The organism is uncultured Methanobrevibacter sp. (assembly GCF_947169325.1).
Taxonomy (GTDB): domain Archaea; phylum Methanobacteriota; class Methanobacteria; order Methanobacteriales; family Methanobacteriaceae; genus Methanocatella.
In genome coordinates this window covers 1-11,141 of the sequence record NZ_CAMVPN010000078.1, presented here as the reverse complement: position 1 = coordinate 11,141, position 11,141 = coordinate 1, and the positions used below count along the sequence as shown (strand labels likewise).

General features: G+C 35.8%; 13 protein-coding genes. 12 read left to right on the top strand and 1 reads right to left on the bottom strand.

Annotation, left to right across the window (positions count from 1 at the left end; translation table 11 throughout):
- The 8 genes from Q0W26_RS09715 to Q0W26_RS09680 all read left to right on the top strand — a co-directional run.
- The coding region (locus tag Q0W26_RS09715) for an O-acetylhomoserine aminocarboxypropyltransferase/cysteine synthase family protein (RefSeq protein WP_298524553.1) at nt 1-1,196 on the top strand (1,196 nt) is incomplete at its 5' end.
- A 73-nt stretch (nt 1,197-1,269) separates the two neighbouring features.
- Nucleotides 1,270-2,478 carry a cysteine desulfurase NifS gene (gene nifS, locus Q0W26_RS09710; RefSeq protein WP_298524551.1) on the top strand — a complete coding sequence of 403 codons (1,209 nt, stop codon included), beginning with the start codon at nt 1,270-1,272 and terminating at the stop codon, nt 2,476-2,478.
- A 2-nt stretch (nt 2,479-2,480) separates the two neighbouring features.
- On the top strand, nt 2,481-2,855 hold the full coding sequence (gene nifU, locus Q0W26_RS09705; protein ID WP_292741905.1) for a Fe-S cluster assembly scaffold protein NifU: 375 nt from the start codon (nt 2,481-2,483) through the stop codon (nt 2,853-2,855).
- 57 nt (nt 2,856-2,912) lie between these two features.
- On the top strand, nt 2,913-3,278 hold the full coding sequence (locus tag Q0W26_RS09700) for a desulfoferrodoxin family protein (protein ID WP_298524548.1): 366 nt from the start codon (nt 2,913-2,915) through the stop codon (nt 3,276-3,278).
- Between the two features lie 177 nt (nt 3,279-3,455).
- Nucleotides 3,456-3,881 carry a hypothetical protein gene (locus Q0W26_RS09695; protein ID WP_298524544.1) on the top strand — a complete coding sequence of 142 codons (426 nt, stop codon included), beginning with the start codon at nt 3,456-3,458 and terminating at the stop codon, nt 3,879-3,881.
- 13 nt (nt 3,882-3,894) lie between these two features.
- Entirely contained in the window at nt 3,895-6,156 is a 2,262-nt protein-coding gene (locus Q0W26_RS09690) for a DHH family phosphoesterase (RefSeq protein ID WP_298524555.1), read from the top strand.
- Between the two features lie 9 nt (nt 6,157-6,165).
- Complete coding sequence (locus Q0W26_RS09685) at nt 6,166-7,053, top strand: zinc-ribbon domain-containing protein (protein WP_342765346.1); 888 nt, start codon at nt 6,166-6,168, stop codon at nt 7,051-7,053.
- A gap of 2 nt (nt 7,054-7,055) precedes the next feature.
- On the top strand, nt 7,056-8,039 hold the full coding sequence (locus tag Q0W26_RS09680; RefSeq protein ID WP_342765347.1) for a zinc ribbon domain-containing protein: 984 nt from the start codon (nt 7,056-7,058) through the stop codon (nt 8,037-8,039).
- On the opposite strand, the gene Q0W26_RS09675 is transcribed toward Q0W26_RS09680, so the two are convergent.
- Nucleotides 8,036-8,332 (bottom strand): winged helix-turn-helix domain-containing protein, encoded by a 297-nt coding sequence (locus Q0W26_RS09675; RefSeq protein WP_298524535.1) that lies wholly within the window; start codon nt 8,330-8,332, stop codon nt 8,036-8,038. The two genes, Q0W26_RS09680 and Q0W26_RS09675, sit on opposite strands and share 4 nt — an antisense overlap.
- A 171-nt stretch (nt 8,333-8,503) precedes the next feature.
- On the opposite strand from Q0W26_RS09675, the gene Q0W26_RS09670 reads away from it, so the two are divergent.
- From Q0W26_RS09670 to psmA, 4 genes are all read left to right on the top strand, one after another.
- Nucleotides 8,504-9,142 (top strand): zinc ribbon domain-containing protein, encoded by a 639-nt coding sequence (locus Q0W26_RS09670; protein WP_298524532.1) that lies wholly within the window; start codon nt 8,504-8,506, stop codon nt 9,140-9,142.
- A 69-nt stretch (nt 9,143-9,211) separates the two neighbouring features.
- Nucleotides 9,212-9,922 carry a ribonuclease P protein component 3 gene (locus Q0W26_RS09665; RefSeq protein ID WP_298524529.1) on the top strand — a complete coding sequence of 237 codons (711 nt, stop codon included), beginning with the start codon at nt 9,212-9,214 and terminating at the stop codon, nt 9,920-9,922.
- Nucleotides 9,912-10,268 carry an Rpp14/Pop5 family protein gene (locus tag Q0W26_RS09660; protein ID WP_298524526.1) on the top strand — a complete coding sequence of 119 codons (357 nt, stop codon included), beginning with the start codon at nt 9,912-9,914 and terminating at the stop codon, nt 10,266-10,268. Before Q0W26_RS09665 ends, Q0W26_RS09660 begins: the two co-directional genes overlap by 11 nt.
- Before the next feature lie 235 nt (nt 10,269-10,503).
- Nucleotides 10,504-11,141, top strand: a 638-nt coding sequence (psmA, locus tag Q0W26_RS09655) for an archaeal proteasome endopeptidase complex subunit alpha (protein ID WP_298524523.1), incomplete at its 3' end; no start/stop codon positions are given.

Here is an 11,141-nt window from a genome sequence, read left to right as displayed (position 1 = left end):
CTTCATATGTATTTAAAGACTCAGATGAGGCTGCAAGAAGATTCGCCCTTCAAGAATTTGGACAGATTTACTCCAGATTAACAAACCCTACCAGTGATGTATTTGAAGCAAGGATTGCTGCTATCGAAGGTGGTAACTCCGGTATTTCAACATCAAGTGGTCTTGCAGCAATTTCATATGCAATATTGAATGTAACCGAGCCTGGAGACAACATTGTTTCAGCAGACAACCTTTACGGTGGAACATACCAACTGTTCAACTACACTTTCAAGGATCTCGCAAGAGATGTTAAGTTTGTAGACTCACAGGATTTGGATGCTTTCGAAAATGCAATTGATGAAAAGACCAAGGCAATTTATGTTGAATCAATCGGAAACCCTAAATTGGATGTGCCGGATTTCGAAGCACTTGCAGAAATCGCACACTCACATGATATTCCATTGATTGTGGACAACACTGTCGGCGTTGGTTTAGTCAGACCTCTTGAACATGGCGCTGATGTAATTGCTGCATCAGCCACCAAATATGTCGGAGGCCACGGTACTGCTGTTGGAGGATACATTGTGGATTCAGGTAAATTCAACTGGGGAAATGGTAAATTCAACAATTTCACAAAACCGGACCCAAGTTACCATGGATTGGTATTTTGGGATGCATTCGGTGATGTTCCTGAACTTGGAAACATTGCATTTACAGTAAGAGCAAGAGCAAGACTCTTAAGAGACCTCGGTGCAACACAGGCACCTGTGCACAGCTTCATATTCCTGCAAGGACTTGAAAGCTTGGATGTACGTGTAAAAAGACATTCAGAAAATGCTCTTAAAGTTGCAAAGTTCCTTGAAGCACATCCAAAAGTCAAATGGGTAAACTATCCTGGATTGGAATCACATCCAACATATGAAATCAACAAAAAATACTTGAAAGATAACTTTGCAGGTATTTTAGGTTTCGGTGTTGAAGGCGGCGAAGAGGCTGGAAGAAAAGTAATCGAAAAACTAGAACTGTTCTCCATTCTTGCAAACATTGGTGATGCAAAAAGCCTCGCAATCCATCCTGCAAGTACAACTCATCAGCAATTGACTCCTGAAGAGCAGGAAGCTACCGGTGTCACACCTGACTTCATCAGGCTTTCAATAGGTCTTGAAGATGTTGATGATTTAATTGAGGATTTAAGTCAGGCTTTAGACAGTATCTAGTTACTGTCTAATCACTTAAAATATTTATATTATAATTTTTTATATTTTTAAAAAACAATTGGGAGATAAAGAAATGTATTTAGATAACTCAGCAACTACTCAAGTTAGTGAGGAAGTTTTCAACGAAATGAAACCGTATTTCACTGAAGAGTTCGGAAACCCTTCCACTCTTTATGGAATTGGTCGTGAATCAAAAAAGGCGTTGGATTTGGCTCGCCAAAGGGTGGCCGATGCAATCAATGCAAAACCTGAAGAAATTTATTTCACAAGCGGAGGATCAGAATCTGATAACCTTGCAATTAAGGGAATAGCTTTTAAATTGGCTAAAAAAGGTAAACATATTATTACAACCAATATTGAACACCCTGCTGTTAAAAATACTTTGGGATTTTTGGAATCTCTTGATTTTAAGGTAACATACTTGCCGGTTAATGAAAACGGTATAATTGAAATCGAAGATTTAAAAGAAGCAATTACTGATGAAACCATTTTAATCAGTGTAATGCATGCTAACAATGAAATCGGTACAATCCAGCCAATTGAAGAGATTGGTAAAATTGCACGTGAAAAAGGAATCAAGTTCCATGTCGACGCAGTGCAAAGTTTCGGTAAAATTGATGTGGATGTTGAGAAATTAAATATTGATTTACTTGCTTTATCTTCACATAAAATCAATGGTCCAAAGGGTGTTGGAGCATTATACATCAGAAAAGGAACTCGTGTTGTACCTCTCATTCATGGAGGAGGACAGGAAAAAGGAATCAGAGGCGGAACTGAAAATGTCCCTGGAATTGTAGGATTTGGAAAAGCATGTGAACTGGCCAGCCAGCAATTGGAAGAGCATTATGAAAAATTATCCTCAATTCGTGATGAGTTAATCGATAAGGTGTTAAGCACAATTCCTGAAGCATACCTAAATGGTGATCAAGAAAACAGATTGCCGAACCTTGTCAACTTCAGATTCAAAGCTATTGAAGGAGAATCTTTGATTCTTCTATTGGATGCTAAAGGTTATCAGGCTTCAACAGGTTCTGCATGTTCATCAAATACTCTTGAAGCATCACCTGTATTGACTGCTTTAGGTCTTGACCCTGTTGATGTTCATGGTTCTTTAAGAATTTCCCTGGCACCGGAAAGCGATGCTTTTGATGTGGATGAATTTGTCAATACTGTTGCAGAAGCAGTCAAAAGATTAAGACAGATGTCTCCTTTATGGAATCAGGAGCTGGATTACGATAATATAATGTGTAGAAAACATGAAGACAACTGTAGGAAGTGTTAATTATGGATTATTCAGAAAAAGTTATGGATCACTTTGCAAACCCTAGAAACTGTAGAATGATGGAAGATGCCAATGGTGTTGGTACTGTTGGAAACCCAACCTGTGGGGACCTGATGACAATTTACATTAAGGTTAATGAAGATGAAGTTATTGAAGATATCTCTTTCCAGACTTTCGGTTGCGGAGCAGCCATTGCAACAAGCAGTATGATTACAGAAATAGCCGTCGGAAAAACTTTAGAGGAAGCCTTGAAAATCTCAAGAAATGATGTTGCAGAAGAATTGGATGGACTTCCACCAATTAAGATGCACTGTTCAAACCTTGCAGCAGACGGGCTTCAGGCAGCTATCGAAAACTATTATGAAAACAATCAATAATAATAAATACTTTGTCAAATAAATTATATTTAACCTAATATAAGGAGATGTTTTATTATGGCAAAAATATTAAAATGTGATGACTGTGGAAGTATTATCCAAGTTTTAGCTGAAGGCGATGAAAAAGTATGTACTGACCACATGCTTGAATTCCCTGTCCAAACTGAAGGTGAAAAATCACCTAAACACAAACCTGTAGTTGAAATCGATGGTGACAAAGTAACCGCTAAAGTCGGTGAAGCTGCTCACCCAATGGATGATGATCATTACATCCAATTTTTAATCATTGAAGCTGGCGGAGAACAATACGCAAAATGCTTCAAACCTGGAGATGTTGCAGAAGCTACATTCACCGTCAACTCTACTGATGATGTAAAAGCATTAGCATTCTGTAATCAACACGGACTCTGGTCCAGCGAATAAGTTTAAAATTAATTTTTAAACTTCTTTTTTTTTATTTATTTTTTGTCATGAAAAATTTTAATTACTTGTTTTTATATAAAATATATCGTGTCTAGTTATATTAAATTAATAATTTTTGTTGTAGTTCTGCTTCTTATTTCAACAGCTATCCTTTTTGTTGACAGTTCTACTGATAATATGAACAAATCAATGCATGAGATTAGCGATGGTATTGTCAAGGGGGATAGCGACTACAATGAGGCAGTGGAATTAACAAACAGCAAATATTTTTATGATTCGATGGAAAAAGCGGAATCTGCAGGGGATAATTATAATCGAAGTTTATCAAAGCTGCTTGAAATTCAAAGCGACTTCTCAGCAGATGTAAACAGCGTTCATCAGAACTATATCAACACTGTTATTCAGGAAGTTCAGTTTAAGCTTCAGGCTGTTGATTTGTTGAAGGAAGCTATCGAATGTTTTGAAATTGAATCAAATTATACTGGTACCAATTATGGTTATGAAGCCAATGATATGATGAATCAGGCAAAAGAGTACCAAAATCAAAGAGATTTAATTGTTAGTAATAATTCAGATTTATTCAAACAGAAATTTAGCATATAAAGAGGTTTTAGGTTTGAAAACTAAATGTCCAAAATGTAAAGGAATTGGTTCAGTGGTTGTGGACCATAAGGAATGTGATGCCTGTGGAGGAACAGGTTATGAAGATGACTTGTTTGATGTGGGAAGTCATTTTAAAGGAGTCAATAGCAAAGCAAGAGACAAATTTGATTTAGGTGGAGATGAAGACATTCCATGTGAAGTCTGTAACGGAAAAGGACAGGTTGAAGTATTTGAGGATTGTCCTTATTGTAATGGAACAGGTCAAATTAATGTATGCAGAGATTGTGGAGCGTTGATTGGTGAAGAAGAGGATGTGTGCTCCGATTGTATGGAAAAAAGAAAGGTAGAGAAAATGAAACATGATGAATATGTGGCTCGTCAAAATCAAGTACGTGATGTTTATGTCCTGGATGCCATGTGTAATATGCGCGATATGGATAAAGACAAATTATACAAAGGAAAGATTACCAGAGTGGAAAGATATGGTGCATTTGTAACATTAAACAATAATGTTTGGGGGCTTATGAGAGGAGATGTCTCCGATTATAAAGTGGGTGATGATGTTATTGTATTCATCACTGCAATAAAATCAAGGGAAAACAAGATAGACTTGGCGCCAGCTTATGTTGATAAATACAGATTAATCAGATTAACAAAATCAATTCCAAGAACTCTCATTAATCAATTGGATGAGAAAAAAGGTAAAATTGTCAGAATCGATGGGGAAGTTCAACAAATCCAGCAAACTTCCGGACCTACAATATTTATTATCAGTGACGAAAGTGGAACTACAGAAATTGCCGCATTTGACAAGGCAGGTGAAAGATCATATCCTGAAATCGAACTTGGTGATGCAGTGCAGGTTGTCGGTGAAGTCAATGAACACAGTGGAAAAACACAAATCGAGTCATCTTCAATGGCAAAACTTAGTGAAGAAAATACTAAGAAACTACATGCTTTAATAGACAAGGCATTAAACAAAAGAGCTGAACCTGCAGATGTTGATTTCTTGGTCAAAAGTGATGTTTTAAACAGACTTAAACCGAAGATGAGGGAAGCTGCCAGAAGAATCAGGAGGGCAATCCTTGATGGCAGGACAATTCTTCTCAGACACCACAATGATGCGGATGGTATCTGTGCAGGTGTTGCAATGGAAAAAGCATTGGTTCCGCTGATTGAAGAGATAAATCCAAGCAATGACGCTCAATATTATTACTTTAAGCGTTCACCAAGTAAAGCACCATTTTATGAGCTTGAGGATGTTGTAAAGGATTTGTCATTTGCTCTTGAAGACCAGGAAAGACATGGTCAGAAATTACCTCTAATCGTTCTTTTGGATAATGGTTCTACCGAAGAGGATATTGTAGCATTGATGCAGGCTAAAATTTATGATATTGAAGTTGTTGTAATAGATCACCACTCTCCTGGAGAATTACTGAGCAAGGATGTGGAAGACGGTGAAATTTATGGAGCGACTGTTGCTGTGGATGAATATGTCGATTGCCATGTTAACCCATACCTTGTAGGTGGAGATTCACAGCTTACTGCCGGAGCATTGGCAACTGAGGTGGCACACATAATAAATCCTTCCGTTAAGGATTTAATCAAACATCTGCCTGCCGTTGCAGCATTAGGGGACCGTGCAGAATGCGGTGAAGTTTACCAATATCTGCAATTGGCTAGTGAAAAAGGGTTCACAAAAGAGCATCTGGCTAAAATTGCAGAATGTGTTGATTTTGAAGCGTATTTCTTAAGGTTCATGAACGGCAGAGGGATAATGGACACTATTTTAGCAGTTGATAATATCGACAAGCATCAAAAGATGATTGATGCATTATATAAAGAGTATCAGAAGAGAATCGATACCCAACTCAAGGCAGCTCTTCCAAACATCAAAAGAACACAGCTTGAAAACGGAATTTACTTCAATCTTATTGATGTTGAAAAATATGCCCATAAGTTTACATTCCCTGCTCCCGGAAAAACCTGTGGATTTGTCCATGACCACGTAATTAAAGAATTGGGAGAAGACAAGCCTATTGTAACATTAGGTCATGGTCCTGATTTTGGAGTATTTAGAGCAACAGATGCCGTTAATGAAGAATTCGGTTTTAATGTAAATGATATTGTTGCCACAATGATTGAAAGGGTCCCTTCAGCAGGTATCGACGGTGGAGGCCATGAGTGTGCAGGTTCCATTAAATACATTGAAGGACTCGGTGAAGAGGTATTATACAAAGTAGTTGAGGAAATTCAATCTTTATCCAAAAAATAAATCAGAAAAATGCATCTTGAAAATTATTGTTGGAATTGTGGTCATAGGATATTGCCTAATGAGTCCCATTGCACAAATTGCGGTAGTAAAACAGGTAATTTAGCAGGCAAGGTCAATAATGTTTTAATCCCTCCGATTCATGATATTGGATTTTTTAATTTGGACATTGACTTTTCACCATATATCGAGAGCGCTAAAGAGGATTTTAAATATGAGATATGTGCTTGTGGTTATTTAAATGAAGTGACTGATGAATATTGCAACATGTGTGGTGCTAAAAAATCCCAAGGCAGATTTTCAAGACTTTTTAAAAATAAATCCAAACCTTCATACTTTATGGATAATATCTTGTGCGAATGCGGTGCGGTCAATTCACGGGAAAACGAATACTGTGAAATGTGCGGTAAGCAACTGCACCCCGACAACAAGGCGTTTAATGATAATTACAGTAATTTTAATTTGGAGTTTACAGATTCCGTTTTTTGCTTTTGCGGTGAAGAAAATGAAAAGAATGCACAGTTTTGTAAAAATTGCGGCCTTCCATTGAGTAATTATGGTAAATCCAACGATGTATTTATTTTATGCACCTGTTCTACAATTAACGAAGCGACTTCGGACTTTTGCATTGAATGCGGAACTAATTTGAATAAGGAAAATTCAGTCATAGTTTGTGTTTGCGGTGAAAAAAATCCTGCAGGTTCTAAATTTTGTCAGAAATGTGACAGGCCTTTAAATCCTCAAAAAACCATAAAAACCAGGATAATTTGTTCATGCGGTGAAGTTTTGGAATGGGGTAGTGATTATTGTCATAACTGCGGTAGAAATATTAAAATAACGTTAATTCGAAAAAACTCTATAAATAATACTGTAAAATCTCTTAAAGGTATTTTCAGGTAGTGATGTTATTGAAAATGTGTGATCTGTGTGGAACATTGAATTTTAAAGAAAATAAGTATTGCACTCATTGCGGCAATAAATTGATAATGGAACATGTTTGTCCTTATTGCGGCAAATCCAACCTTGATTATGCCACCTATTGCGTTAAATGTCAAAAGCAAATCAACCCGATTGCTATTGATGATTTTGATACATTGTTCGCTGATTATAATCGTGATTTATTGTTGAATGCACAAATAAGCGACCTTGAATATTTGAATTTGGTGTCAACTCTTTTTGTCAGGGCAGACTATTTTGAAATTGAAGGGGACAATATAAAAAATAAAATCTTGAATTTTGCAAGCATATTCACAGAATGCAAGCCAAAAGCCAGGGGATATGAAAGGGGATATATTTTCCTTGGAAATTGCATTTATTATGATGACCGTCTGGATGATTCGGTTCAGATTGCAACTGTTATTCATGAATTGGCCCATTATTTCTTATTCAACATTGTTGAGAGTTTGTTGTGCCGAATATTTATGGTTAAAACTTCTTCAACATTGCAGAGTTTTGTTTGGTATTTCCTGACATTTCCCGAATTTAAAATCATGAACGAATATTGTGCCCACACTGTTGAGGGAAGGTTCATCCCATATGGCTTTCAGAATTACGGTTCGTTCAATGTGCTGGTGGATACCACTGACATTGACAGGGAATCGGTAGATATGATGATAATTTTTGGAAATACTTTTGCTAATGAAATCATAACCTATCTGGAAAAATATATTGGGGATGATTTGAGGCAGGAAATAAAAATTCAATATAGGAAGGATTTAAATCCGCCCACTTATGAATCAATATTGAAAGAAACTAATGATTCCTTGCCGTTGGGTTTAAAAAATAAAACTTTATTGCAGATTTTATTCGATGTTTTTAAAGAAGCATCGAAAGAAGATGTTAGAGAAAAATTAGAGGATATAAAAAAAGGTATTGAAATAAATTAATCGGATTCTCTCTTTTTCTCTAGGTCATTAATGAAATCTAATACCTCTCTGCCTGTATCAGTTAATCTGTATAATCTGCCTTTGCGTGCTTCTTCGTTTATACATTCAACCATTTCTTTGCTTTTCAATTCACTTAGAACTTTTGAAATATGGTTAGTTCTAATTCCACTATCTTTTGCGATATGGGTTGGAATTTTAACTTCATCTCCGATGGATTTTAATGTTTTTTCCCTATATTTGGAAATTCGAATAAATGAAGATAGTTTCAAAAGCTCATCGTTTGGGTCTGACATATTTGAATATTTTATTAGTTATACTATAAATGTTTTGTAACATGTTATTATCGTAATATTACTGTATTAAACACTTATTTGATAAATATGCAATTATGCTTTGAAATCTTAGTAATTTATTTATAACTTATTCTAAAAATTAATAATAGTGATTAATTTTAGTCTGATAATATGAAATGCAACAACTGCGGATTTGAAAATAAGAATACAGCTAAATTCTGTACAAAATGTGGAGCATCATTAAATGACGTAGCAGTTCCTGAAACCAAAGTGCAAAATTCTAATAGCACCAAATATGCAATCATTGCTCTAGTAATTGTTATCATAATTCTTGTTGCTTGTCTGGGTTATTTCATGGGAACAATGAATTCTAATGATTCAGCTCAATCGGGTGATAGCTCCCAAAACAGTTCATCCTCAAAATCAGTTCAGTCAGATGACGATTCGAGCGGCGATGAAGAGACAACTACTGTTTCATCCTCTCAAAGTTCATCCACCAAGGCAACGGAATCCAAATCATGGGTTTCAATTGGCAGTTATTCCGGATCAGGTTCCGGTTCACAGACAATTGAAGTTCCATCCGGTGAAATCATGGTGAAATTATCAGCGTATCCTATTAAAAACTACGCCACAAACCACTTGTATGTCACAGGTTCCAATGGCCAGTCCGGTGGTGTCGATTGGGGCTCACATAGTGATGTTGAAACAAGATCTGATTCATTTTCATATACTTCATCATCAAGCGAGACCTTCACAATAGACTATTACGAAACTGTAAGCTGGGAAGTTGAATTCTATAAGTATCAATAGTGATTTTTCAATCACTTTTTTTCATTTTTTAACAAATTATTAATATAAATAAAGAATAAAGTATTTACTATGTTTTTTGATTTAAATATTAAGGGAAGTAGCTTGGATAATAATTTAGATTTGGCTATTGAAGCTTCCAAATACGGATGGGAGCACATTAATTTTTCATATAATCAAGATACTTTTAAAAATGCACTGGAGTTCAGGCAGGAGATGGAAGACAGTTTAAATGATGAAATCTCTTTTGACTTTACCTTGGAAATTAAATCAACAAACATCAATGACATTAGAAAGATTGCTCGCAAGTTCAGGAATAATGCATCATGCATCTCTGTTGTTGGAGGCGATTTGAAGGTTAATCGTGCAGTCGTTGAAAATATACAGATTGATGTATTGTCAAGACCGTATCTGAAAAGATTTGACAGTGGTCTTAATCACGTTTTGGCAAAGGAAGCATTAAGGAATAATGTTGCTGTCGAATTGTGCTTCAATGATATTTTAAGAAGCTATCTCTCCCACAGGTCAAAGGTGATTTCCAATTTTAAAGACATCTATACATTATATAGAAAATTTGATTTTCCGTTGGTCTTGTCAAGCCGTGCGGAATCGGTTTTTGATATAAGGACTACTCATGATTTCATTGCAGTTTTCAAGCAGACAGGATTGACAGTTCCCGAAATTGAAAAGTCGTTCAGTACTGCCCATGATATTCTGGAATTCAATAAGGACAGGAAAAATATGATTTTTAAAGGCGTCAGGAGGGTTGTCGATGAGGCTTAAAGTCCTTCCACCTACACTTAGAAAAAACAACAGATATCTGGTCATTGAAATCAAAATCACTTCTCCAATTTCAAAGGATGACCTTGTCACTATCATTTGGGATGCCTGCGTTCGTTTTCAGGGAGAAGCAAACACTGCAAATTTTAATTTATGGGTCATGAAATTTTTTGAATTTGAAAAGCAAGATGGATACTATTCTTATAAGGCTATTGTCAGATGTCAAAGAGGATTTGTTGATGATGTTCGCTCAGCACTTGCTCTGGCGAATAGATATAACGGGTCCAGAATTTCAATTACAACCATCGGCCTTTCAGGCACCATCAAAGCAGCACAAAGATACATTTAATTACTTTTTGTAAGTTTAAAATAGAAAACTTTATAAATTAATATTATTATAAATAACAATTGGATTTATGGAAAAAGAATAATAAAAATATTTTAATAAACTACGAGAGTAGTGATTAAAATTAAAATTTGCCTTTTCATGGAGATTTGGTTTTGATTTTGAATAATATTTTTTGACGTAGTTGAATTAAAATTTTTAATATTTATAAAATTTGTTAGATATGTGAGGTAATATTATGCAACCTTTACAAAATGCTGGATATGATAGAGCTATTACTGTATTTAGCCCAGATGGAAGACTTTTCCAAGTCGAATATGCAAGAGAAGCTGTAAAAAGAGGAACTACTTCTATAGGTGTAAAAAGTTCTGAAGGAATTATTTTAGCTGTTGACAAAAGAACCACTTCAAGTTTGGTTGAAGCGTCATCTATCGAAAAGATATTTAAAATAGATGAACATATCGGAGCAGCCACTTCCGGTCTTGTAGCAGATGCAAGAGCTTTGGTGGAAAGAGCCAGAGTGGAAGCCCAAATTAATAAAATAACCTATAGCGAACCTATTAGAGTCGATAGTTTATCTAAAAAATTATGTGACATGTTACAGTTATATACTCAAAATGGTGGAGTAAGGCCATTCGGGTCTGCTTTAATCATTGGTGGAGTTTATAATGGAAAATGCAAACTGTTCGAAACTGACCCAAGTGGAGCTTTGATTGAATATAAGGCAACCGCAATCGGTTCAGGAAGAGCTGCTGCAATGGAAATTTTTGAAGAGAAATATGATGATGAAATAACCTTGGACGGAGCTATTGAATTGGCATTAATCGCCATTAACGAAGCTACCGAACACGATACCACTTCAAACAATGTGGAAAT